Raw genomic sequence first — 24,430 nt, 5'->3', positions numbered from 1 at the left:
TATTATTCACCATTAATAGCTTCTGAACTCATTTGTCCTATGATCTCTAGTAACGCGGATAAGGAGGCACGATCGCAATCGGTTCTCCAAGCGGCATAAAGGGGAATCGATGGTGTGCTTTCTTCAAAGGGACGAAATGCGACACCTTCACGCTGAAAAATAGCAACTGAAGAGGGCACAATGGAAACTCCAAGATTAGCAGCTACCAAATTTACAATGGTGTACATCTGAATGGCTTCCTGTACAACATTCGGATACATGTCGTGTTGGGCGCAGAAGCTCATAATGAGGTCATGAAAAGGAGCTCCTAAATGACGCGGGAACGATATAAACGGCTCTAAAGCTAAAGAGCGAATGGATAACACCGGTAATTGAGATAGGTGATGCTGCTCTGGCAAAACGGCAATAAGCGATTCATTGACTAAGGGACGATGGTCGATATGTTTGCCCGACTCTGTATAACGTACAAATCCAATGTGAATCGTTCCTTCATGTAAAGCCTGCCACTGCTGAGCAGACGTCATCTCATGTAATCTGAGTTGTACTTGTGGATAACGTTCCCGAAACATTTTTAACATATTAACCAATACTCCACCAGCTGCAGAATCTATAAATCCAATGTTCAAATGTCCGATAATTCCTTGATCGACTAATTGTGTTGTTTTAATAGAGCGTTCCAGTTGAGATAAAATGGATTTAGCCTCTTCTAGAAATACCGCCCCCGCTGGCGTGAGACGAACTTGTCTTTTGTTCCGTTCTAATAGTTTCACACCAATTTCATTCTCCAGAGCTTGAATTTGCTGGCTTAAGGGAGGCTGTGTCATATTTAGCTTCTCTGCTGCACGGTTAAAATGCAGTTCCTCTGCTACTGCGATAAAGTATTGCAATTTTTTTATGTCCATACTTTTCATTCTCCCTTGAAATGCTTCTTCAAGCAAGTATAAGGATCTTTGAAGAAAAATGAAAGGAATGACATGTCCTTTGAGGTGTTTTATTCGAGTGCCAAATGCGCTAGACTTGGAATGGGTACCCAGAACAATGATGTACTGTTTGATTGGTCATAAAGGGGGAGATCTACGATGATAAGAGGATTAACAACAGCAGGTTTGGGTGAGATTAGTTCCAATGAAGAATACATCAGACTTGCGAGCCAATTCGGGTTTCGGTCCATAGACGTCAATCCATTAGAGTTGGTACAGCAATATGGCAAGGATGGGGCAGTTCAATTGTTGGAAAGTCATGGCGTCATGCTAGGATCTTTTGGTTTAGAGGTAGATTGGCGCACGACAGAGGATAGCTTTAGGGAGAGTCTGAAATCGCTTACCCAGATGGCTGAGGCCGCTGCTGACTTAAAGTGCACCACATGCTGCACATATATTTTACCTTCGACTGATCTTCCGGTCGCACCGTTTATGATTGCAGCCACTAGACGTTTAAGACTATGTGCAGAAATATTAGGCGCTTATGGTATTTCGCTAGCCTTAGAGTTCGTTGGCCCTCATCACTTACGTACACAATGGGCAAATCCGCTGATCTGGACGATGCATGATACGTTGAACTGGATAGACACCATTCAAGTGAGAAATATCGGCTTGTTGCTGGATTCCTATCATTGGCATACAAATGGATTAACAAGTGAGGATCTGCTGAAATTACAACCGCATCAAATCGCGTATGTCCATATCAATGATGCTAAACCTCTGCCCATAGAAGAATTGCTTGATTTTGATCGATTGTATCCAGGGGAAGGGGCTATTGATCTTACAGGCTTCCTGGGAAGCCTTACAAAGATCGGGTATACCGGCGTTATCGCCCAAGAAGTGCTGGCACCAGCCTCCGCACACAGTTCATCTGAATTATTTTCCCGTTCCAAAGCAGGTTTCGATAAAGTATTCTCATTGCTAGAAATCTAAACACATCGAACTCTACATTAGAAGAAGCGTTAAGGAAGGAATCAACTATCTGCTCTATGGGATAGTTGATTTTTTTCCTCTAAACATAGGATTACATACGTCTATAGGCCTCTTAATATAGTATAATCATACTGTATTGCTCAAAGTTGGAGATAGGGATATAGCACTATTAAATACTATTGACGAATGAGGAGTCTATGAGAACTTCGGAGAATAAAATTAAGTTAAGTCATATGTTGTACATAGTAGTATTCATCTGCCTGCTGATTGCAATACGCTGGAGCTGGTACAATCATTTTACTTTATCCAATGCCCCGGTAGTGGAGCAAGGTGTGCTCGATTTGCGGGGAGTAGACCTTGAATCACTAAGCTCTTTTCCATTGGATGGAGAATGGGAGTTTTATCCTCAACAATGGGTGAATGCCGCCAATGTGGATAGCGTTTTAAAAGGCCAAATGCTTCAGGTGCCGGGTAACTGGAGTACCGCATTTAATCCTTCAGAGCAAAAAAAGGCATATGGATACGGAACTTATCATATGCGTATTTTGCTAGATCAACCCTTGTCTGAGCCGCTAAGCTTTTGGTTCCAGTCCATCTATACTTCTTCTGAAGTGGAGATCAATGGAACAGTGCTCGCACGGTTTGGTGTGTTATCTGACGAGAAGGAAGAGCATGTTTATGTGACGAAAGCATTCTTAATCAGTTATACACCTACAGATCAGAAGCATCTGGATCTGTTTGTTCGGACGTCAAACTATGAGTCTCCACTAAAAGGGGGCATAATTCGGTCCGTGGAGTTTGGTATTCAACATGAAGTAGACACTATATACTGGAATTCCATTGGCTTGCAGTTAGTCGTAGGGGTCATGCTTCTTCTACATGGGTTGTATTTATTGATTATCTATCTGATGGATGTACGAAAAACAGAGCTGATTATTTTTTTCCTCATGATGGTCGCTGCGGCTGTATCCATTGGGGTTGAACATAATGGACTGTTGTTCCGGTTTCTTCATGTTGATTTTGCCTGGATGTTGAGGTTAAAGGTTCTTTCGTATATAGGGTTTTGTCTATTCCTTTTATTGATGGGAAGAGAACTATTGGGGAATCGACGGAAAGGCAAGGCGTTTTATAGTTACATCCTGTCAGTTCTCATTTTTACTTTATTTATTATTGTAGGTCCTGAAGAGGCAGTGTTATATATCATCGGAAAAGGGTATTACATGATCCTGTATTACGTTCCAGTGTGTTGGACGGTATATTATTTTTGGAAGATGGTATCCTTACGAGCTGAAGGTGCTCTATTTTTATTGTTTTCAGTGTTAGCAGTACTAAATAATATGTTGTGGGGGGCTGTCTACTATGCCAGTAGCTCACAATTTATGTTTTATCCTGTAGATTTAATTGCTGCCCTTGCCGCATTTTCCGCCTATTGGTTTAGGAGATATTTTCATCAATCCCATCAAAATGTGTTACTGAACGCTCAATTGGCGGAATCCAATAAATTAAAGGACCGTTTTCTAGCCAATACGTCACATGAGCTGCGCACTCCACTGCATGGGATTATGAATATTGCCCAAAGTGTGTTAACAAGAAAAAAACATGTGCTGGATGAAGAGAGCCAGCGTGACATGGAATTGCTAATTATGGTCAGTCGCCGGATGTCGCTTATGCTGAATGACTTGCTTGATGTTGTGCGATTGCAGGATAAGCGGATTGTGATGAATATAAAGGTCTTGCAAGTGAGGTCATTGGCTGAAGGTGTACTGGATATGTTACGCTTCTTAACCGGTGGGACGAAGGTAGAGCTTCGAATGTCTATAGATGAGAAACTGCCTCGTGTTTATGCGGATGAGGAGCGATTGGTGCAGATTCTGATTAATTTAGTTCATAACGCACTAAAGTACACCGAACAGGGAAGTGTTGAACTGGCCGCAGAACAAGTGGGTGGGGATGTATGGATACATGTTACGGATACAGGAGTAGGTATGGATGAAGCTTTGAAAAAGCGTGTTTTTATGCGCTATGAACAAGGGGCTTACGGTCAAGGCGGCATTGGGCTGGGACTTAGCATCTGTAAGGAGCTGGTCGAACTGCATGGCAGTGAATTATTGCTGCAATCGCAGCCGGGTCAGGGAAGTAAGTTCAGCTTCAAATTACCTGTAGCCAAAGGGGGCCTGCAGTCATCTATTCCAGATGTTCATACAGAAAAAGATTTGGATCCATTGTCACCATTCAGCACGTGGATAACTGCTGAGAAATCAGCTATGGTGGCTGCCACCTATAATACAAAGGAAGTAGAGGCACTCTCGAAGCTCGATACAGACGCTGACATCATACATGTGCTGGCGGTTGATGATGATTCGGTCAATTTAAAAGTTCTGCAAAATATTTTATCAGATGGAGCTTATCGGATTGATACAACGACTTCAGCCCGTGAGGCGCTGGATATGTTGCATCATGAGCAGTTCGATTTGGTTATCGCTGATGTGATGATGCCGGGCATGTCTGGTTATGAATTGACAAGATTGATACGCGAGCGGTTCACGATGTATGAACTTCCTATTATTCTACTGACCGCTCGCAGTGAACAGGAGGATGTCTACGCAGGTTTCTTGGCTGGAGCAAATGACTATGTTACTAAGCCAGTAGATGCAATGGAATTGAAGTATCGCGCATCGTCGCTCACTTCTATGAAGCAAGCAGTCAATGATCGTTTGAGAATGGAGGCTGCTTATTTACAAGCGCAGATCCATCCACATTTTCTCTTTAATACATTAAATTCGATTATGTCCTTGAGTGATTTTGACACTGTCAAAATGAAAGATCTTTCAGATGCGTTCACTACTTATCTGCGGATCAGCTTTGACTTCTTAAATGCAGGCAAACTTGTTTCGCTGTCGCAAGAGCTGGAGCTGGTCGAGAATTATGTATATATCCAGCAGCAACGTTTTGAGGAGAGGCTGCAAGTTGAATGGGAAGTAGACGCGAATCTCCAGCTTCTAATTCCTCCGCTAACGATTCAGCCACTGGTGGAGAACGCCGTCCGGCATGGGATATTAAGTCGGGCAAAAGGTGGAATCTTGCGTATTCATATTGAGACACATGCGGAGGCTATTCATTTTATCATTGCAGATACGGGGATTGGAATGGATGAAGCTCAAGTCAGCAAGTTATTACAGCCAAAAAGTCTTAAGGATCAAGGAATTGGTCTCCTTAATACCGATCGGAGATTAACACAATTATATGGACAAGGCTTGAAGATTCAAAGTATTCCTGGGGTGGGAACTACAGTGTCTTTCATTATTCCTGATTAGGATGGTTGTAAAACCATCCTTTTCTGTCCAGCTGTAATTGAGTGGATGTGATTTGGATGATCAATTCTTCCACGGCGGATAAGGTTGCAATTATACAGACAATGGTTGTCCAAATGGTGTGGGTACTATGGGAAAGCCATAAAGGAGTTATAAATAAGAGGAGCCCGGTGAGTTTATTGCCGTAGGTATGGATGCTTGCGTAAGTTTTGAATTTGCGGAGGGCGATCCCTATCGATGTTATGCGGATGACCGCGATCAAGAAGATCCATAAGATAAATTCGAGTGTAAGACCCAGAAACGGATACAAAGTAAATAAGCAGATCCCGATTAGTATCGTGTCGGCAGCAGAATCCAGCTTTGCTCCGAGATGACTTGTTGTGCCTGATTTTCGGGCAATTGGACCATCTATCAGATCGGTGACTCCGCAAAGGATATAAATTGCAAGAAAGGGCGAACTTAGGGGCTCGAAGAATAACAGCATGATTGCCAAAATAATTCTGCCAAGTGTAATACAGTTAGGTATAACTTTCAACTTCAATCCCACCTTTGTTCATGACCTCATTTAATTCTATTGTACCAGAGGCAGAGTATATGCTATATGCTATATGCTATTTGGAAAAGGATTATAAGATAGTATTGAAGAAGTAGTGAAGTAGAAGTATAGATTAGGATTCTAGTAGTAATTCAGGAGGGATTTTATGAAGCAGAATACAAACTTAAAGGTACATACATTAGCTGATATCGAACATCTGAAAATTCACGGCAGAACAACAGGTTTACTTTCTCCACTAACGTTATTTTGGACAGGCAGTGCGGTCGAATTAAATGTTAAAAGTTCTGAGCTATGGCTTGAAGTAGAAGCAGATTATGATGTTTATGAACCTTGGATTAGCATCCTGATCAACTCCGTTCCTGTAAGCAGACAAATGTTAGTAGCAGGCCGGTATTGGATTTGTGTATTTAGAGGCATGAATGATCGTGTTGTGAAAAATGTCCGTATTGTAAAAGATGTGCAGGCAATGAGTGGAGACTCTGGCTGCTCTTTGCAGATACATGCGGTGAAGATGGATGGGGAATTTCTGCCCGTTGCGGACAAACCCCACAAGATAGAGTTCATAGGTGACAGTATAACATCCGGAGAAGGAAGTATAGGTGCCAAGGCTGAAGAAGACTGGATTCCAATGTGGTTTAGTGCCATTAACAACTATACTAGCATGACGGCAGATGCTTTAAATGCAGAATATAGAGTTATTTCTCAAAGTGGCTGGGGCGTCCTTACTAGCTGGGATAATAATCCGCACGGTAATATCCCTGATGGTTATGAACAGGTTTGTGGTCTTCTAACTGGAGCAAAAAACGAAGCTTTAGGAGCTTTTCAAGCACATTCTTTTGAATCCTGGCAGCCAGATGTTGTGGTAGTTAATCTAGGAACCAATGATGGGGGCGCTTTTCATTCGCCAGAATGGAAAGATGAGGTAACAGGGGAAAGCCATGAACAACGCTTAAATGAAGACGGGACCTATCATGAGGATGATATACAAGCTTTTGTCGATGCCGTCGAGAAATTTCTGATGATGCTTAGAAAAAATAATCAACATGCACATCTCGTATGGGCATACGGGATGCTTGGTATCCCCATGATGCCGGCGATCTACCGAGCGGTCGATGCTTATAGCAAGAAAACAGGGGACAAGCAGGTTTCAGTGTTGCAGCTTCCAAATATGACGGATGAGACCATAGGGGCAAGAAGTCATCCGGGAGCATTAGCTCATGAACAAGCGGCAAAAGAGTTGACGGGGTATTTGAAAGGGATTCTAGCGGGCGAAAGTTAATGATAAATTCATAAAAAACAAGCCGGAGCGAAAGGATCACGCTCCGGCTTGTTTTTATTTACTTTAGTCTATTTGGTGGATACAGATTTGAACCATTCGTTAACTTCTTTGGTGATTTGGTCACCACCATTTGCTTTCCAGTTGGAAACAAAGGAGTCAAAGGCATCTACTGGAAGCTTGCCGTAAATGATTTTGTTGAAGGTTTCCATTTCGGATTGACGAAGCAGATTCCATTTGGATACCATCGTTGGTGTCGCAGCACCAGTGAAATAGTTCTGTCTACGAATGTCTATTTGCGACATAACAACTTTTGCAGCGGCCCAGTTTTCCGGTTTACGGAACTCAGCCATTTGTTTTTCATAAGGAGTTACAGGTGTTTCACCATCAGCAAGTTTAACCAATGTCTTCATGAACAGATCAGGAATACGAGCCGGCCCAGTTAAGAAAGGAAACTCATTAGAGAAGTCTTTAATCTTCTCTTTATCACTAGTAGGTTTTCCATCAATCATGTCCCAATCGTAGCCTTTAGCAAAGCCGTATTCAAATTCACTACCACCTGCTGGATTAGCTAAGTTATCAAGCAAGTAGTTGTAGTATAAGAAAATCGCTTCAGGGTGCTTAGCATCTTTGTTAATCATGATACTAGCGTTTACCCCAGAGTTCTGCCATTTGGTACCGATGAGTCCGTCTGGACCTGCTGGAACCGGATAAGCTTTGATCTTCGCTCCAGGTACATTTTTCATAAGATCGGGAGCCGGCCAGTCTGGAACCCAGTTTGCCCCTGGTAGAATACCTGCGGCGCCTTTTGTCCAGCTTTCAGCAGATTTACCTTCATCCCAAAGTGCGGAGTCTGTGTGAATATAACCTTTTTCCATCCACTCACTAAGCTTAGCAAGGGCTTGTTTAGCTCCAGGATTTATGGAACCGTATTCTAGATTGCCGTCGGCATCTTTATTCCATTGTTCTTCAATCGTACCGTAAGCACCGAATAACCAGTCTAGTTGGCCCATCCAGGTGTTAGTATTGTTTTTCAAAGAAATCGCAAGTGGGAAAACATCTTTAGGTGCTAGACCGTCAGGGTTTTCGTTCTTGAATTTGTCCATAATGATCTCAAGATCGGCGATTGTTTTTGGAGCTTGAAGGTTCAGCTTTTCCATCCAATCTTCCCGTAACCAGAGAAGGGTATCGTCATTATCGGTATATTCAAGGATCGGCATATTGTATTTCTTACCGTCTTTTGTGAATGGATACCAAAGTTCTGGGTGTGCTGCAGCATGATCTTTTAGAATTTTATTAGCATACTTGTCAAACAACTCATCGATAGCAATGAACTGACCGGAATCAATCAGTTGATTGGTCAACACTGCATTGGTTGGTACAGAAACGAAGTCAGGCAGCTTTTCGCCAGAAGCAATGGCAAGCTGAAGCTTTTGTCTGTATTGATCGTCATTGGCAGGATACCAAGTATCTTTATGCTTCATGCCCAGTGTTTCCAGCATCCAGCGATCGTGAACATTGTTTTCTTTTGTATCGCCTTGAACATATTTCTTCGGCATCAATACCGAACTGAACTCGATGGGTGGATCGTATTTACCTTTTTCAAAAGCAGCATCTGCTTCAGATAAACTAGTCTCAGACGATGTGGTATTGTTTTGTTTGGCGTTTTCATTATTTCCGCCGCCACTGCCACAGGCTGTGAGTGTGATAAGTGCTGTGACCGTTAACAACGACCACATTTTTTTGAACTTGATCATTCTTTAATTCCCCCTACTGTGTATGATCTTTACAAGTGTAACTTTAACAACTAGTCGGGGATGGCATCTATATGAGATTTTTAGTTTCGATAGGACTCTATCATGCTATTTATTATTGTCTCGATATTCCTGCGGTGTTACTCCGAACTGTCGTTTGAATACTTTTATAAAATAAGCAGGGTCCATATAGCCAATCTCCATGCTGATTTCATAGACTTTTTTAGAAGTGGTTTTCAGCTTATGGCAGGCCCGATCCATGCGCAGGCGCGAGATATAATCGCTTATTCCTTCACCCGTTTCAATCTTATAAATTTTTGATAAATGAGTCGGATGGAGGTTTACATGGTCAGCCAGAACCCGTAATGAAACATCTAAATGCAGGTTTTTGTCTGTGAAATCTTGAATCTTTTTCACATATTCAGACCTGATGTCCTTAATTTCGTTAGACGTTCCTTCTTTCAATTTGCTCAGGATGCTGAGGGACCATTTTCTAAGTTTGCCGATGGTCGAGAACGCTTCACCGCTTTGCAACCAACCGAGATCGTCTCCCACTAAGTTAGCTAGAGTATGTCCATTTCGGTGTGCGAGATTCGTGAAGGATGCAGTGATTAAAAAACCTGCCTCCATGCAATGCTCCCACGATTCAGACCATTTCTCATCCAGCTCCGCGCAGACAGCGAGTAGTTTCTCTTCCGCAGCATCCCAATGCCCACTTTCAAGCAGGTGAATTAGTGTCGGCGGGGTGTAAAGGGCATCCAAAGGTCCTTGGGTGGTGGAAGGTTCAAATTCGCTGACCCGCATTACGAATTCGCGCTCGTCTCCCACGATCTGCCGGAAATAAGCTGTAGCCTGACGGAAACGGCTCGACACCTTCTCGGGAAACTGGAACCACTCGGTGATTACTATGGACAGGGAACCTTTCAGAAATTGCTTAACCTTATACTGAAGCTGTAAAGAAAGCTTTTCTAGGATGGTTTCTTTGCCGATGTCGGATCCTTTCTCTTTAAGCTGAAGCAGAAACACAAGATATCCATGTTCTTCTTTAACGCCCCAGACCTGCATAAATTCACCCATAATCTCTTCAGCCATATTGATGATGGCATATTCAATTAAGGTTTGATCATTATTGTTATAATGGCTAAATTCTTCTTCCATGCGTACAAGCATCAAAGCGCAATCGCCAGAATGGAAGGGCAAATCATAATTTACGAGCTTCCGTTCCCATTCGCCAGCTTGAAATTGATGACCTTGCAAGGCATCAAGCAGCAGTTGACCACGTAAAAGCGGCAGATTTTCCCGTAGGGTAAACTGGGTTCGTTTAAGCGAACTGATAAGTTCCCATTCTGTGTTCAATTGCTCGATGGCAGTTTTGACTGCACCGATGATTTCATCATCGGTAGGTGGCTTAAGCAAATAATCGACTGCATTATGCTGGAGTGCTTTTTTGGCATAATCGAACTCCGAATGGCCTGATAAAATAATGCATTTAATCTTTTTATCACGTTTTCTTATCCGCTCTATTAATTCAATTCCCGTCATTTCGGGCATTTGGATATCCGAGATCACAATATCAATCGGGTTGGTATCGATAATTTGTAGCGCCTCACGTGCCGAATACGCTTTATGCACCTGTTCAATTCCTAGCGTATGCCAGGGTTTAGTCATCGCAAGATTATCTACCCAGTGCGCTTCATCGTCTACTATAATCATTTGCATGTTGTTATTCTCCTTGATGATTCTTAAATTTAGAATATTCATCCTCAGTAGGGATTTCCCAGATAATCTCTGTTCGGAAACCTCCAAGAGGGGATGGTTTAAAGGTTAGACAGGATTGATTACCGAACAGGTGCATGATCCGCTGATTCGTATTCCAGAGCCCACAGCCCATTTCTTCCTGCAATGGCTCCTGCATTTTACGATTCAAAGCTTCTAACTGCTCCGGATTCAAGCCAGGCCCGTCGTCATCAATATAAATCTTGCAGAAGCCGTTCGAAATCTCACCACTAATGCTAATCTCACCCGATGAATACGATTTGGCCACTCCGTGAATGACTGAGTTCTCCACAATAGGCTGAAGCATTAGACGTGGCACAGACTGGCTTAACATGTTCTCAGGGATTTCGATATGATAATCAATTCTGGCATTGCGCAGCTTTTGAATATCCAAATAGTTGACGAGCAGCTTGATTTCTTCATCCAGTGACGCGGTTTCCCGTTCCATTCGGGTAGTATAACGATAGTAAGCACTTAAATTATAAGCCATTGAGACAACAGCGTCCTCATCCTTCATCTGGGCCATATTGATAATATAACCAAGGCAGTTATAGAGGAAATGCGGATTGATTTGCGCCTGCAGCTGCTTAAGTGTAGCTTCGCGGGCACGGATTTTCTCATTGAACACATTCTCTATCAGGTCTTGAATTTGATGGGACATATCATTAAAGCGATGGAATAGAAACGAAAACTCGTTCCGGCCCTCGTTATGAAGACGTACAGAATAATCTCCACGCTGCACGCGCCGTAAGCCTTTAATTAGCTTTTTGATAGGGTACTGAACATTTCTGTATAGTAATATGGAAGCGGAAATTCCCATAACAAACAGCAAAATCATCGAGATATAGAACAAATCCTGACTGAGCGAAATGGGTTTTAGGATTTGATATAGAGGGACAACATCTATTAAATTCCAATCCAAATAGGAGGACTTCACAGAGCTGACCAGGTAGTTCTTGCCATTGAGTTTGACTACATCCTGCGTAGTGTTCTCAGGTGAGTGTTTATCCAGGTAACGAATGAGTTCTTCAGATAACTGCTTGTCCGCACTGCGATTCAGAATCGGAGAGTTCCCTTTATGATAGAGAAAAGGATCACCTTGTCCACCTTCCTTGTACGTATCCAGCATGTTCTGAATATTCTCATAACTGAAGCTGGCTTCAATCACCAAGTTGCTTCCCGTCAACATCCCCGGCTGAGCTAAGGAATCTGTATAGAACCAGTAGAAGGATTTTAGCTCGTCTTTAGATTCCAAGCTATGATCGCCATACGTCCATTTTCCACTCATATTTCTTTTTAAGTAATCCTCATCATACCCAAATGCTCGATTGTAGTTGGAGATGACATCTTTATTTTGCTGTGAATGTACGGCATATCTGGCAGGCCAAATATCTGCAACCCCGGATTGAAGCACCATCTTTTCCTGAATGACATACCGGGTTTGCATCTGATCATATCGATCAGCCCAAATGTTTAATCCGTTGAAGGCTCTGACATTTGGATCTCTAGAAAGGATGAGGGTGAAGTCCATCATCTGATTAATACGTGAATCAATTTGACTGGACAGAAAAGTGAGCTGCTTCGTATTGGACACCTGCAGCTCTTTACTCACAACATCGTAGGTGACGTTATTTGAAAAGGTATACATGATAATGATGGGGATGAACAAGAGTATGATCAGGCAGTTTATTTTGGCAAACAAACTAAACCGCGATTGTGTTAATTCTCTCAGGGATGTAAAGCGCTTCCAAATATTCATAAATGTACCCTCCAGATGATGTCCTAATAAAACCATATCAAGCCTAACAATGTTATATAGTCAAACCTGAGAAACGCCTGATACTATTTATAGCAGAGATCCCCATCACACACAAAATATTTTTTTGGGAACAGGAGAGAGCTATGGAGGCTAATTCAATACAGCAGGTAGGCCTGGAAAATAAACCAAGTATAAAAAGAAAAAGAAAAAAAGGCTATAAACAACCATGGGTGCTCCACTTCATGGTATTACCGGCGGCAATTATGGTTTTTATTTTTTCTTATATCCCCATGTCAGGAATACTCATGGCATTTCAGGATTATAAGCCTGCATTAGGATTTTTTGATTCCGAATGGGTCGGACTTAAGCATTTCAGGTACATGTGGGAGAACGATTATTTCCTGCAAATTACTTGGAATACACTGTTTTTTGCTTGCTCCAAAATTGTTTTGAACCTGATTATTCCTTTTATATTCGCCTTGTTGCTCAATGAGGTAAGGAATATGGGTCTTAAAAGATCTATTCAAACACTCGTCTATCTACCGCATTTCTTGTCTTGGGTTACCCTTTCAGGAATTCTGATCGATATCCTAGCACAAACAGGGATCGTCAATCAGTTTATTTCGTCCGTTTTCGGCATAAAACCGATCTTTTTTCTAGGGGACGGCAACTGGTTCCGATTTACCATCATAGCCAGTGATGTTTGGAAAGAATTTGGTTTCAACACGATCATTTTCCTAGCTGCGCTATCCGGCATTAATCCATCACTTTATGAAGCTGCTGAAGTGGATGGGGCAGGTCGCTGGAAGCAAACGATGTATATTACCATACCAGCACTTATTCCAATTGCTATTGTAATTGCGACCTTGGCACTGGGCAATGTATTAAACGCCAACTTTGACCAGGTATTTAACCTATATAGTCCTTTGATCTATCAACAAGGGGATATCATTGATACCTTTGTGTACAGAGAAGGTCTTCTGAGCGGACAATTCAGCTTTGCGACCGCAGTTAATCTTTTTAAATCGGCAATTAGTTTAATTCTAATCGTTATTTCATACCGACTTGCCTATAGATTTGCAGGGTACAGAATTTTCTAGAAAGGATGACAACAAATGTACCATAAAACCCTTCCATATCGAATATTTAGCATATTCAACAATGTGCTCCTAACTATCCTTTCGGTGCTCTGCTTGCTGCCATTGTATCACTTACTCATGGTATCTCTTAGTGCGTCCGCCCCAGCCAATGCTGGATTGGTCACCTTTTGGCCAATTGGCTTCACTTTGGAGGCCTATGCAAAAACTTTTAACAACACTAATTTTCTTACATCCCTGTGGGTGTCGGTAGAGCGGACAATACTAGGAACAGCACTTGCACTGGTAGTAAATACGGTTGCAGCCTATGCTCTTTCTAAGGAAACTAGAGTTTTCCGGGCGCGTAATATCTATCTTTGGTATTTTGTCGTAACCATGCTGTTCAGTGGGGGTCTGATTCCGGGATATATCCTGATTCTAAAGCTCGGGCTGATGAATTCTTTGATGGCACTTATCCTACCTGGATTGGTAGCCGTATTTAACATCATTTTGCTGCTGAACTTCTTCCGTGGTGTACCTAAGGACCTTGAGGAAGCAGCCTTTATTGATGGGGCAGGACATTTTAAGACCTTTTTGAAAATATATTTACCAGTCTCCTTACCAGTCATTGCAACGGTTTCTCTATTCATGATGGTGGGTCATTGGAACTCTTATTTTGACGGAATAATCTATATCAGAGATTCGGATAAGCTGCCGCTGGCGACGTTTATGCAGACCATTATCGTTCAGGCAGATATGTCTAAGCTTGATCCGTCAGCCGTAGCTAACTTGTCTCAACGGACTATACGGGCTTCACAGATTTTCATAAGTGCGCTACCGATATTGTTGGTTTATCCATTCCTGCAACGTTATTTTGTGACAGGGATCGTAGTCGGCGCTGTAAAAGAATAGTCAAAAAAGAGGGAGTTACTGGACTAGTCCATGTAGCTCCCTTTTTTTGTAGGTATGGCATGAAAAATAGACACCCGAGATGAATTGCGCCTTCTAAAATACGGTGCTATACTTTTGGCATGAAATATGCTCGGAGGTGGTACAGTGCTAATGTTGAAATGCCCATTAGCTAGAAGTTCCTCACGCAAAGCCTAATATAGGGCGATACTTTGCGTGAGGTGCGATGGATGGATATATCGCCCAACTTAATTTTATCGTTTCTATAAATGGGCTTTGCACCTTATGAACTTTTAATATAAATAAGGGGCTGAAAAGCGATGTGTACACCATTTATTAGAAACCATCAATATAACTTAATTAAGAAACAAACGAAATTTGTTCTGCATACCCTGCGAACCGTTGCGGATCGCAGAGTCTTGGAGACTGTAAGATATAGTGCTGCTACGAACATTATTGAGGCATTTCCTTCTCTTATGGAGAATCACAAGCAGATGCTGGAACAAATATCGACCTTCGAAACTGCAGAAGATTTCCAGAGATATCTTAGTGAATTAGAACCATACCTAGAGTCATATCCGACGATTACGCTGAAGCAGATTCAGAAGCTATTCCCTAAGAATAAGAAACTGAAAGTACCTGATCTACAACTCATCGACTATCGCAACATAACGTATTTGAGTTGGATAGATATTGCCAGTAATAAATTATTCATTATCTATCCGTACGAAGGACAGTTCATTGGTATAGAGGGTAGAATTACACCAACGCACAAAAAAGGGTACTGCATGTTCTGCAATCGGCATCAAGAGCTTGCATTCTTTTATGTTAAGACCAAGAATGTGAACGTTTCGCCGGATAATATTTCTGCTGTGGGTCAATACGTATGTTTGGATAATCAGGAATGTAATCGGAGCATAACCGATACAGCTAAGCTTGAGAGGTTCATTCTCTCTGTCCGCAAATAATGTTTAGAAAAGGCTCCCTTAGTGGGAGCCTTTTTTGTTAAAAGATATCGTCAGGATATAGACAATTCGTTTCATTGAAGCAATGAGGCACGACATTAGTGGATATAATGAGAAAGGGGAGTTAGTAGTATAATTCTTCGTAAGATTCAGTGACTGAATAAACAATATAAGCGTTTACAAACAGAGAATTTGAGTAGTTATAAGAATAGTCAGAAAATTTCCATATGACGTGCTTTGTTACTTAAGCTATAATGAGGTCTAAAAAAGAAAACGGGGCGTTATAATGAATCAAATTAAGGGTAACAAAAATCTTCTCTCGGAGAAGGAGGAACGTTTCTCTTCCGCGGGCTTTATTTTTGCCGCCATCGGCAGCTCGGTTGGGCTAGGGAATATGTGGAAGTTTCCTTATATTACAGGAGAAAATGGGGGGGCAGCTTTTTTCCTTCTTTTCATCGTCTGTTTAGTGCTGATAGGGTTACCGGTGCTGTTGGCAGAACTGGCTATCGGACGCAGCGGGCGTGGTAGCGCAGCGACCTCTTTTATGCGGGCTGGAGGCGGGAAGAGTTGGTTTGCAGCTGGAATGTTGCAGGTGCTTGCGCCGTTTCTAATTCTCTCCTTTTATATTATTGTTGCTGGCTGGACGCTGAACTATTCGATGATTGCTTTTAATGGACAACTATTCAGCACTACTGATTATGCAGGCGAATTCAATTCGTTTGTCTCTGGATATATGCCAATCGTTTGGCAGGGGATAGCCATTCTGATTACGGCGGGTGTAGTCATCCTTGGTGTATCAGGCGGGATTGAGAAATTTAACAAAGTATTAATTCCTGGTATGGTCGTACTCCTTGTAGTGTTAATGATTCGCGCGGTAACCTTACCGGGTGCATCCGCAGGGGTATCCTTTTTCCTAAAACCGGACTTTTCAGTGTTGACAGCGGAATCTGCGCTAGTTGCATTGGGACATGCCTTCTTTTCATTATCGCTCGGGATGGGGATTCTCCTGACATACGGATCTTATGTTGATAAAAAACAATCGCTGGGTACCGCTGCCATCGCAATCGGTGCGGGAGATTTGTTATATGCTTTTATCGCAGGCTTGATTATTTTTCCGACGACGTTCTCATTTGGTATTGCTCCTGATCAGGGACCTTCGCTGATTTTTATCGCTTTGCCAGCCGCTTTCTCGGCTATGCCTTTTGGTGCGCTCTTCGGCGGTTTGTTCTTTATCTTGCTGGCGATTGCTGCTCTAACCTCAGCTGTATCGCTGCTTGAAGTGCCTGTATCCTTCACAATGGAGCGCTGGAATTGGAGCCGGAAACGTTCGGTTTGGATTTTGACGTTGATCTGTTTCCTTCTTAGTATTCCTTTAGCGATGTCACTGGGAATGTTCCCGGAGCTAACGATTGGTGGCAAATCTCTATTTGATGGGCTGGATTTTATCACCTCTAACATTATGCTGCCGCTTGGAGGTCTGCTGATTACCATCTTTGCTGGTTATTTCTGGAAAGGTGCAGCGGAAGCTGCTGGACTACAAGCGCGCTGGTTCCGTGTCTGGCTGTTTATGCTCCGTTATGTGGCGCCGATCCTAGTGTTCCTAGTGCTGCTGCATACCTCGGGAATTATTTCCTTCTAATTCTGAAATTTATTTATTCAAAAATAGCTCTACGACCCTTGTTGGTTGTAGGGTTTTTTTGTGTTGAAAAGAGGGGATTAGATTGATTTTTAATTCCTACTTGACTAGGTGGAATAATTGGAATATAGTATAAAAAAGCTTGAACGGTATGGAAGGGAATGTAACTAACTAATCAATCCTTAACTAATAATTGTATACAATTATACAAATATATTATTGGGGTTCGGACCCCATAGATTATCGATGAGGAGCAGTATAGAAATGGCGATACGATCACGAAGGTTATCAAAGGACAATACCTACTATGAATTAAAACAAAAAATTATTGATAGCGAGTTTGAACCGAATCAACCTGTAAATGAAGAAAATTTGGCGGCCTTGCTCGGAGTCAGCCGCACACCTCTAAGAGAGGCGATACAGAGATTGGAGAACGAGGATTTTCTGGTTCGACAGCCAAATGGAAGACTGCGGGTAGCTTCAGTAACCCTTAAAGAGGTTGAAGAAATATTTCTTATTCGCAGCATGCTTGAAGGCTATATTGCAAGAAGTGCAGCTAAGCATGCCACAGAGAAAGATATTGTGAATTTAACGACGATGATTACAAAAATGAAACACTCGTTCCAGCTTGGTGATAATCAAAATTTTGTTACATATGGATTTGAGTTCCATGATTATTTATCAGAAATCAGCGAACTAAAAACCTTCGAGAAGGTTCTGAATCAATTAAGAGATCATTCGCTTCGTTATTGTCGATTCGTCTCTATGCATGGGGATTGGAACACACAAGCGGATGAAGAACATGATCTTATTTTACAAATGATCGCTGCTAAAAATGAAGATGGTGCTGAAAAAGCCATGCAAGATCATATTTTAAGCAGTCTATCGACTGCGCTTGATCGCATCAAAGGGATTGAAGAAAAGCTGGAAGCATAACGAAAGGGGAGTACATCACCTATGAAACCACTAAATGAGGTTGAGCAAGCTTTAGCTAATCAATTAATAGAGGTTCGCAGAAACCTGCATCGTGAGCCTGAATTAGCGTATGAAGAGTTTAAAACCACAACAAAATTACGGGAATGGCTGACCCAAGCCAATATTCACATCCTTGACTTGCCTTTACAAACCGGACTCATCGCAGAGATCGGGCAGGGTCACGGACCCATAGTGGCCATTCGTTGTGATATTGATGCACTTCCCATAGAGGAACAAACTGAATTGTCCTTTGCCTCAGAGATCCCAGGAAAGATGCATGCCTGTGGTCACGATTTTCACACGGCTACTATTTTAGGTGCTGCATTATTATTAAAGGCTCGTGAAAGTGAATTACCTGGAAAGGTTAGAGTATTGTTTCAACCCGCGGAAGAAACAGGGCATGGGGCGGAAAGTGTCTTAGCCTCGGGAGGACTCCAGGATGTGGCGGCTATATTTGGTCTCCATAATTCGCCTGACTTGCCTACAGGAGCTTTTGGAACAAGAACAGGAGCTTTAACAGCCGGTGTTGACCGGTTTGAAATTACAATAAAAGGTGTCGGCGCTCATGCTGCTTATCCTGAAAAAGGTGTGGATACGATTGTAACTGCGGCTCAGATCATTACCGCACTACAAACCATCGTAAGTCGCCAAAACAGTACCACGGAACCAGTAGTGTTAAGTGTTACCAGAATTAATGGAGGCTTCACATGGAATGTATTGCCGGAAAAAGTCGAATTAGAAGGTACAGTACGAACTTACAATGAAGAGATTCGCCGCAATATTCCAATACAAATGACTCGTCTTATCGAAGGGATTGCTGCGGGAGCTGGGGCAGAGGCAGAGTTACATTGGTATCCAGGTCCACCCGCAACGATAAATCATGGGGAATGGGCGGACTTTACCAAAAAGATCGCCTCAGATTTCGGCTATGAAGTACATGATATTCCTCCACAGATGGGTGGAGAAGATTTCTCTTTTTATTTACAACAGATACCGGGTGCTTTTGTGAATATAGGATCAGGTCCAGCCTATCCCTTACATCACCCTCGTTTCGATGTTGATGAAGCTGCGATATTACCAGCTGCTAAGTACTTCGCTTTATTGGCAGAACAAGCGCTGGTGAAGCAGCAAGAGGAAGCTTAATCCTATATATGATTGAGGGGAATGGAAATGATTGAATTAAAGAATGTTTACAAATCGTTCACTCGGAAAGGGACCACTATTGATGCTCTTAAAGGGATTGATTTAAAGGTCGAAAAAGGCGATATATTTGGGGTTATCGGCTATAGCGGTGCGGGGAAAAGTACATTAATTCGTTTAGTCAATTATTTGGAAAGACCCACCAAAGGACAAGTTATGGTCGCTGGACGTGATTTGGGAACATACAACGATAAAGAGTTGCGTACCGCTAAGAAAAATATCGGAATGATTTTTCAACATTTTAATCTATTAGAATCTAAAAAAGTATTTGATAATGTGGCGATCCCTCTAGTTCTCCTAAAAAAGAATAAAAATGAAATCCGCCAACGGGTAATGGAGCTGCTAGAGTTTGTTGGATTAAGTGACAAAGCGGGGAGTTACCCGAGTGAGTTATCAGGTGGTCAGAAGCAACGTGTCGGGATTGCCAGAGCGCTTGCCTCGAATCCGTCTATCCTTTTATGTGACGAAGCGACCTCTGCCTTAGATCCACAGACCACACATTCTATCTTACAGCTATTAAAAAAAATCAATGCTGAATACAACATTACCGTGATGATCATTACACATGAAATGTCCGTGATTCAAGAGATTTGTAACAAGGTAGCGGTCATGGAAGAAGGCCGGATTATTGAGCAAGGAAGTGTTCTAGATGTATTCGGAAGTCCAAAACATCTGACCACGCAAAATTTCGTGAAGACGGTTATTCAAAATAGCATGACCTCTAGCGTGCGGAAATCTATCAAAACAGAACCCGGAAGTCAGCTGTACAAGCTTAATTTTGTGGGAGCAAGTGCCTCCGAGCCTATCCTGTTTGAAATGATTCGCTCCTGCGATATAAAGGTCAATATTTTATTTGCGAATACGACGGAAATTCAAGAAACAACACTGGGAACAGTGATCATTCAATTCGATGGTGAGGCAGCAGAGATTAACAATGCATTATCTTTCTTAACAAGAAATGGAGTCGGTGTAGAGGAGGTAGAATCTAATGTTTTCGACCACAGTAACAGGTGATCAATTTCTGCAGGCGATTATAGAAACAATTCAAATGGTAGGGTTCTCCTTGTTTGTTGGCTCCCTGATTGGGATCCCATTTGGGATATTGCTTGTCATCACTCGTCCGGGTGGGGTTTTGGAGAACAAAGCGCTTTACGCCGTACTAAATCCGATTATCAACATCATTCGCTCATTGCCTTTTATTATTTTACTGGTTGCGATTGTGCCTTTCACACGATTGATTGTTCATACTTCAATTGGGACAAGCGCAGCGATCGTACCCTTGATTATCTATATCGCACCTTATATAGGGCGGTTGGTAGAGAACTCACTGCTTGAAGTGAATCCGGGAATCCTTGAAGCCGCTGAGGCGATGGGAGCCACTCCTTTTCAAGTCATTTGGTACTTTTTATTGCCAGAGGCGGTTGGATCCTTAATCCTGTCTCTTACAACAGCGACGATTGGTCTGATAGGTGCAACTGCAATGGCTGGAACGGTAGGGGGAGGCGGCGTGGGAGACTTGGCGATCGTATATGGATACCAACGCTTTGACACTGTTGTCGTAGTAGCCACCGTGATTATCCTCATTATTTTAGTGCAAGGGATTCAATCTTTAGGCAACACGCTAGCAAGAAAAATTCGCCGTTACTAGTTACTACATATTCTGGGAGGGACTCGACAGATGAGTGAATGGAGTAAGCAAGATCGTTTTAACGCATTATTATCAGGAGAACGGGCGGATCGTCCAATCGGAAGTGGTTGGCGCCATTTTATCGACAAAGAACAAACTGCGGATGATTTAGCAGAAACTACGATTTCTTTTACGAAAAAATATGATTGGGATTGGGTCAAGATTAATCCAAGAGCGACTTATCTGGCGGAAGCTTGGGGGAATCAATACGATTTTACGGATTATCAGACCGTATTTCCGAGACAGCAAACGACGGCTATTCCAACAGCGGCTAGTCTGTGGGATATCGATGTTAAAAAGGCAGTCCAGTCAGCCCCTTTGGCAGAGCATTTAGATGCGGTTAGAAAAATTCGCCAAGGGTTACCAGACACCCCGCTAATCCAAACGGTATTTTCACCTTTAACAGTGTTGCTATTTATTGTAGGGCGTTCTGCTTATGTTACTAAAACGGTGTTTGGTATTGAGCACCCGGTAACTTTGGAATCCTTGTTTAAAGAACATCGAGCGGCAGCACATCATGCGCTACATGCGATTTCCTTAACCTTAGCCGATTATGTACAAGAGTTACAGCAAGCGGGCTCTGACGGTTTGTTCTACGCAGTGACGGGCACAGCTCACCCAGGATTATTTGATGAAGCAATGTTTGATGAGCTGTCCAGACCTTATGATTCTATTGTGTTAGAAGCAGCAAGCTATGGAAAAAACATTCTTCATACTTGTGGAGCTTACGCCCAGCCTGAGAAGTTCAACGATTATCGGATTGACGGGATCAGTTGGGATACGATAGCCGAGGGGAATCCAGGGTTAGAGGCAAATCTCAAAGCTACTAAAGTGGGGGGAGTCGATCATGGGTTGTTTGCGGTAAACGATATTGCCCAAATCAAGCAGCAGGCTGAAGATGCATTAAAGTTAATGAAAGACCAGCCGTTTATTCTATCTCCAAATTGCGCAATCCCACTCAATGTGACGGATGAGGCGTTGGCACAATTTAAAAAATCTATATTGGAATAGGGGAAGTAAGTATGAAAAAGTTAATGTTAGTGATGATGATAGGTGTTCTTGCAGTGTTGACGGCTTGTGGCAATAAAGAGGCGGGGGATTCTGGAGATAAGAAAAAGCTTACCGTTGGATTTGGTGTTGGAACCTATGAGGAACAATTCCGCCAATCGATTCTACCGATTCTAGAGAAACAAGGGTATTCCGTTGACATTAAAACCTTCTCGCAAAATATGCAGGTCAATCCAGCAATGAAAGAAGGCTCCATTGACGCAAGTATATTCCAAAGTACAGCCTATATGGAGGCCATTAACGAAGAAATCAATGCAGATATGGTCGGAATTGCTTATGTTCCAGGTGCTCCACAAGGTCTTTATTCTGTAAATCATACCACGCTAGACGATGTTAAAGACGGTACAACCGTAGCTGTTCCGAACGATCCGGTAAACCAAGAGCGTGCACTACGTATTCTGGAAGAATTGGGTTGGGTCAAAATTAAAGAAGGGGCGGGCGTAGCGGATTTCAATATTAATAGTATGGAACCGGATAAATATAATATTGATATTAAAATACTGGACCCCGCTCAAATCCTTGTCTCCCTTCAAGATGTTGATTATGGCGTTGTAAACGGTAATTATATTGCCAATTCGGACAGAAAGATTACGGATGCTTTGAAAATAGAAAACACACCTATGGAACACAGAATTATCGTATCGGTTAATAAAAAGGATGAAAATTCACAGTGGGCTAAAGATTTGAAAGCTGCTTATGAATCCAAAGAGTTTGAAGAATATATTCATGGATTAGAAAAATATGATGGTTTCATTCTACCTGAAGCTTGGGACAACAATTAATTAAGGAAGTGAACGGAGTGACCAAAGAAAAGATTCATTTTATTGGTGGCGGACAGATGGCGGAAGCGATCATCCGCGCATGTATAGCGAATAACACCTTGTCTGTAAATCAAATTAGTGTATCGGATATTAATGAAGCGCGGCTGCAGTTTTTGAATACCAAATACGGTGTAGATACGGAGAGTCCGCAAGAGCATAACCTGTCTACAGCAGATGTGATTGTAGTGGCAGTTCGCCCACAGGATGATTTAACTACACTTGGTCAAGATGTACAACAATTCGCTACAGCTTCTGCCGCAATCGTATCGATTGTGGCGGGTGTGACAAATGATCAATTAGCTGGGTATTTTGGAGCTGAACGGTCCATTATCCGGGTTATCCCCAATACTTTAACCGATACAGGATATGGCTATAGTGGTGTAGCGTTAAATGCATATGCTACTCGTGATCAAGTGGAGTATTTCTTACTCGGCTTTGGAAAAGTACAATATCTGGATGAGGCGTTAATGGATGTTTTTACTGGATTTGGTGTGGCGGGTCCTAACTATATCTATTATTTCATTGAATCTCTCGTGGATGCAGGTGTACTCGCCGGACTGCCGCGTGAGCAAGCCTGGAAGGTTGCACTGGAGAATCTGATGGGATCGGTAGCAATGCTGCAACAAACAGGGCTGCATCCACGACAGCTGCTGGATATTAATAATTCACCTGGCGGTGTCGGCATGCATGGCTTGTACGAATTAAACAACAGTGATTTCGCAGCGGGTCTGCAAAGAAGTGTTCTGGCAGCCGTAAAACGTACTACTGAGCTGGGAGTGAAGTAAGCATGGCAACGATGAAATGGGATCATTTAGTTCACTATGTCAATGATTTGGCCAAACCGGTTGAGATCTTTGGAGCTCATGGATTGGTTGCTTTTAAGGGAGGCTCTCATAAAGATTGGGGAACCTATAATGCCTTAAGTTACTTTGGGCTAACCTATCTCGAGTTTCTGGGCATTGAGAATCTTGAGCTGGCAAAGGCAACTGAACATAATCTAGTGGTGAAAGATGCAGTTGAACTTTTACCAGAACATGAAGTTCTAAGTAGAGTAGTCATCCGGACGGATGATATTGAAGAAGTAGCGGCTTCCCTGGAAGCAGCAGGCTTATCATTATCTCCAATTATCGATGGTAAGCGTCTAGATAACGAGGGCAGATTAATAGAGTGGCGGATGATGACCATTGCTGGTGACTTTGGGGGACTGGTCTATCCGTTCATCATTCAATGGAGCGGAACGGATACAGAGCGAGTGGAAAGATTAACATCATCTGGAGTCATTAAGCCTCATCCTGCGGGAGAAGTCGAAATCGTCCGTGCTGTATTTCATGTCTCCGATCCTGAAGCTGCAGCCAACCATTGGGGAACCATATTCGGACTGCCTGTTACGAAGTCAGAGGATGATACCTTCAGCCTTAAGATTGGCGATAGATCATTTGCTTTCGTGCAAGGAGACGAGAACCAATTCAAGCAGGTGGTTTTTGAAACGGATTCGTTAGAGCTGAAAGAGAAGACGATTCGGATTGGTGATGGGGAGTATGTTTTCGTTTAAGGGACTAGTATCTTTATAACTTTAGAAATAAAGACTTACTTGAAGGGATCGATACCTCGAGTAAGTCTTTTTGCTATTCACCGAAGGTACTAATGATGCTGGCATTTTTTTGTTTTAATCAATTTGTAAGATTTATTGAATTCCATTATATGGTACGATATCCATGATATAAAAGGAATGAAGATAATTTCTCTTG

General features: G+C 42.4%; 20 protein-coding genes. 15 read left to right on the top strand and 5 right to left on the bottom strand.

Going from position 1 to position 24,430, the window contains the following annotated elements; all coding sequences use genetic code 11:
• Positions 1 to 2: 2 nt before the first annotated feature.
• The gene (locus tag PODO_RS18465; RefSeq protein WP_038572065.1) at positions 3 to 902 is read right to left on the bottom strand and encodes a LysR family transcriptional regulator; all 900 of its coding nucleotides are present in this window, start codon (positions 900 to 902) and stop codon (positions 3 to 5) included.
• A 177-nt stretch (positions 903 to 1,079) separates the two neighbouring features.
• On the opposite strand from PODO_RS18465, the gene PODO_RS18460 reads away from it, so the two are divergent.
• A complete protein-coding gene (locus PODO_RS18460; RefSeq protein WP_038572064.1) occupies positions 1,080 to 1,913 on the top strand; it encodes a sugar phosphate isomerase/epimerase family protein in 834 nt (277 codons plus the stop codon).
• Positions 1,914 to 2,110: 197 nt separating this feature from the next.
• Positions 2,111 to 5,227 carry an ATP-binding response regulator gene (locus PODO_RS18455; protein ID WP_038572062.1) on the top strand — a complete coding sequence of 1,039 codons (3,117 nt, stop codon included), beginning with the start codon at positions 2,111 to 2,113 and terminating at the stop codon, positions 5,225 to 5,227.
• On the opposite strand, the gene PODO_RS18450 is transcribed toward PODO_RS18455, so the two are convergent.
• Positions 5,214 to 5,759 carry a CDP-alcohol phosphatidyltransferase family protein gene (locus PODO_RS18450; protein ID WP_038572059.1) on the bottom strand — a complete coding sequence of 182 codons (546 nt, stop codon included), beginning with the start codon at positions 5,757 to 5,759 and terminating at the stop codon, positions 5,214 to 5,216. The two genes, PODO_RS18455 and PODO_RS18450, sit on opposite strands and share 14 nt — an antisense overlap.
• Before the next feature lie 166 nt (positions 5,760 to 5,925).
• Here PODO_RS18450 and PODO_RS18445 point away from each other — a divergent pair, with 166 nt between their 5' ends.
• Positions 5,926 to 7,059 (top strand): SGNH/GDSL hydrolase family protein, encoded by a 1,134-nt coding sequence (locus tag PODO_RS18445; protein ID WP_038572057.1) that lies wholly within the window; start codon positions 5,926 to 5,928, stop codon positions 7,057 to 7,059.
• 68 nt (positions 7,060 to 7,127) lie between these two features.
• Here the strand turns inward: PODO_RS18445 and PODO_RS18440 are convergent, their stop codons facing one another.
• The 3 genes from PODO_RS18440 to PODO_RS18430 all read right to left on the bottom strand — a co-directional run bounded on the left by PODO_RS18440 (position 7,128) and on the right by PODO_RS18430 (position 12,345).
• Complete coding sequence (locus tag PODO_RS18440) at positions 7,128 to 8,813, bottom strand: type 2 periplasmic-binding domain-containing protein (protein ID WP_038572055.1); 1,686 nt, start codon at positions 8,811 to 8,813, stop codon at positions 7,128 to 7,130.
• 105 nt (positions 8,814 to 8,918) lie between these two features.
• Complete coding sequence (locus PODO_RS18435) at positions 8,919 to 10,529, bottom strand: response regulator transcription factor (protein WP_036688687.1); 1,611 nt, start codon at positions 10,527 to 10,529, stop codon at positions 8,919 to 8,921.
• 4 nt (positions 10,530 to 10,533) lie between these two features.
• The gene (locus PODO_RS18430) at positions 10,534 to 12,345 is read right to left on the bottom strand and encodes a sensor histidine kinase (protein WP_036688684.1); all 1,812 of its coding nucleotides are present in this window, start codon (positions 12,343 to 12,345) and stop codon (positions 10,534 to 10,536) included.
• A 143-nt stretch (positions 12,346 to 12,488) separates the two neighbouring features.
• On the opposite strand from PODO_RS18430, the gene PODO_RS18425 reads away from it, so the two are divergent.
• From PODO_RS18425 to PODO_RS18370, 12 genes are all read left to right on the top strand, one after another.
• Entirely contained in the window at positions 12,489 to 13,445 is a 957-nt protein-coding gene (locus tag PODO_RS18425) for an ABC transporter permease (RefSeq protein ID WP_036688682.1), read from the top strand.
• 15 nt (positions 13,446 to 13,460) lie between these two features.
• Positions 13,461 to 14,333, top strand: a complete 873-nt coding sequence (locus tag PODO_RS18420; RefSeq protein WP_036688680.1) for a carbohydrate ABC transporter permease — start codon at positions 13,461 to 13,463, stop codon at positions 14,331 to 14,333.
• Between the two features lie 317 nt (positions 14,334 to 14,650).
• Positions 14,651 to 15,298, top strand: a complete 648-nt coding sequence (locus PODO_RS18415; protein ID WP_038572053.1) for a FusB/FusC family EF-G-binding protein — start codon at positions 14,651 to 14,653, stop codon at positions 15,296 to 15,298.
• A 283-nt stretch (positions 15,299 to 15,581) separates the two neighbouring features.
• The gene (locus PODO_RS18410; RefSeq protein ID WP_036688675.1) at positions 15,582 to 16,934 is read left to right on the top strand and encodes a sodium-dependent transporter; all 1,353 of its coding nucleotides are present in this window, start codon (positions 15,582 to 15,584) and stop codon (positions 16,932 to 16,934) included.
• 261 nt (positions 16,935 to 17,195) lie between these two features.
• Positions 17,196 to 17,867 (top strand): GntR family transcriptional regulator, encoded by a 672-nt coding sequence (locus PODO_RS18405; protein WP_052097124.1) that lies wholly within the window; start codon positions 17,196 to 17,198, stop codon positions 17,865 to 17,867.
• Positions 17,868 to 17,888: 21 nt separating this feature from the next.
• Positions 17,889 to 19,049 carry an amidohydrolase gene (locus PODO_RS18400; protein WP_038572049.1) on the top strand — a complete coding sequence of 387 codons (1,161 nt, stop codon included), beginning with the start codon at positions 17,889 to 17,891 and terminating at the stop codon, positions 19,047 to 19,049.
• A gap of 27 nt (positions 19,050 to 19,076) precedes the next feature.
• A complete protein-coding gene (locus PODO_RS18395; RefSeq protein WP_036688670.1) occupies positions 19,077 to 20,120 on the top strand; it encodes a methionine ABC transporter ATP-binding protein in 1,044 nt (347 codons plus the stop codon).
• Positions 20,095 to 20,754: a methionine ABC transporter permease gene (locus PODO_RS18390; protein ID WP_036688669.1), complete on the top strand. Its 660-nt coding sequence runs from the start codon at positions 20,095 to 20,097 to the stop codon at positions 20,752 to 20,754. Before PODO_RS18395 ends, PODO_RS18390 begins: the two co-directional genes overlap by 26 nt.
• Before the next feature lie 30 nt (positions 20,755 to 20,784).
• Positions 20,785 to 21,804 (top strand): uroporphyrinogen decarboxylase family protein, encoded by a 1,020-nt coding sequence (locus tag PODO_RS18385; RefSeq protein WP_036688667.1) that lies wholly within the window; start codon positions 20,785 to 20,787, stop codon positions 21,802 to 21,804.
• Positions 21,805 to 21,815: 11 nt separating this feature from the next.
• Positions 21,816 to 22,643, top strand: a complete 828-nt coding sequence (locus PODO_RS18380) for a MetQ/NlpA family ABC transporter substrate-binding protein (RefSeq protein ID WP_036688665.1) — start codon at positions 21,816 to 21,818, stop codon at positions 22,641 to 22,643.
• Positions 22,628 to 23,467: a pyrroline-5-carboxylate reductase gene (gene proC, locus PODO_RS18375; protein ID WP_256719406.1), complete on the top strand. Its 840-nt coding sequence runs from the start codon at positions 22,628 to 22,630 to the stop codon at positions 23,465 to 23,467. Before PODO_RS18380 ends, proC begins: the two co-directional genes overlap by 16 nt.
• A 2-nt stretch (positions 23,468 to 23,469) precedes the next feature.
• Complete coding sequence (locus PODO_RS18370) at positions 23,470 to 24,234, top strand: VOC family protein (protein ID WP_036688660.1); 765 nt, start codon at positions 23,470 to 23,472, stop codon at positions 24,232 to 24,234.
• Positions 24,235 to 24,430: the final 196 nt, after the last annotated feature.

The sequence above is a fragment of the Paenibacillus odorifer genome, from assembly GCF_000758725.1.
In the GTDB taxonomy this organism is placed as follows: domain Bacteria; phylum Bacillota; class Bacilli; order Paenibacillales; family Paenibacillaceae; genus Paenibacillus_AQ; species Paenibacillus_AQ odorifer.
This window is presented reverse-complemented; position numbering and strand designations above follow the sequence as displayed.